The sequence below is a fragment of the Streptomyces sp. NPDC056480 genome, from assembly GCF_042795405.1.
Classification (GTDB): Bacteria; Actinomycetota; Actinomycetes; order Streptomycetales; family Streptomycetaceae; genus Streptomyces.
The window spans coordinates 1-1,038 of record NZ_JBHTSA010000265.1 but is presented as its reverse complement, the minus strand read 5'-3'; the positions used below and the strand labels follow the sequence as shown (position 1 = coordinate 1,038).

Genomic DNA, 1,038 nt, shown 5'->3' with positions numbered 1-1,038 from the left:
TACCTATCCTGTACAAGCTGTACCAAAATTCAATATCAGGCTGCAGTAAAGCTCCACGGGGTCTTTCCGTCCTGTCGCGGGTAACCTGCATCTTCACAGGTACTATAATTTCACCGAGTCTCTCGTTGAGACAGTGCCCAGATCGTTACACCTTTCGTGCGGGTCGGAACTTACCCGACAAGGAATTTCGCTACCTTAGGACCGTTATAGTTACGGCCGCCGTTTACTGGGGCTTCAGTTCAGAGCTTCGCTTACGCTAACCCCTCTCCTTAACCTTCCAGCACCGGGCAGGTGTCACCCCCTATACTTCGCCTTACGGCTTCGCAGAGAGCTGTGTTTTTGCTAAACAGTCGCTTGGGCCTATTCACTGCGGCTTTCCGTTAAGAAAGCACCCCTTCTCCCGAAGTTACGGGGTCATTTTGCCGAGTTCCTTAACCAGAGTTCTCTCGCACACCTTAGGATTCTCTCCTCGCCTACCTGTGTCGGTTTGCGGTACGGGCACCTTTCATCTCGCTAGAGGCTTTTCTTGGCAGCGTGGAATCAGGAACTTCGGTACTATATTTCCCTCGCCATCACAGCTCCGCCTTAATGGAAACGGGATTTGCCTCGTTTCCGGCCTAACTGCTTGGACGCGCATATCCAACAGCGCGCTTACCCTATCCTTCTGCGTCCCCCCATCGTTCAAACGATGTATAGGTGGTACAGGAATATCAACCTGTTGTCCATCGCCTACGCCTTTCGGCCTCGGCTTAGGTCCCGACTAACCCTGAGCGGACGAGCCTTCCTCAGGAAACCTTAGGCATTCGGTGGACGGGATTCTCACCCGTCTTTCGCTACTCATACCGGCATTCTCACTTCTAAGCACTCCACCAGTCCTTCCGGTCTGACTTCACTGTCCTTAGAACGCTCCCCTACCACTGATACCATTGGTATCAATCCGCAGCTTCGGTGGTACGTTTAGCCCCGGTACATTTTCGGCGCGGAGTCACTCGACCAGTGAGCTATTACGCACTCTTTAAATGATGGCTGCTTCTGAGC

At 52.8% G+C, this 1,038-nt stretch carries 1 rRNA gene; it reads right to left on the bottom strand.

Annotation, left to right across the window (positions count from 1 at the left end):
• Window positions 1–1,038 (bottom strand): 23S ribosomal RNA (locus ACFQ79_RS40745); the annotation flags it as partial.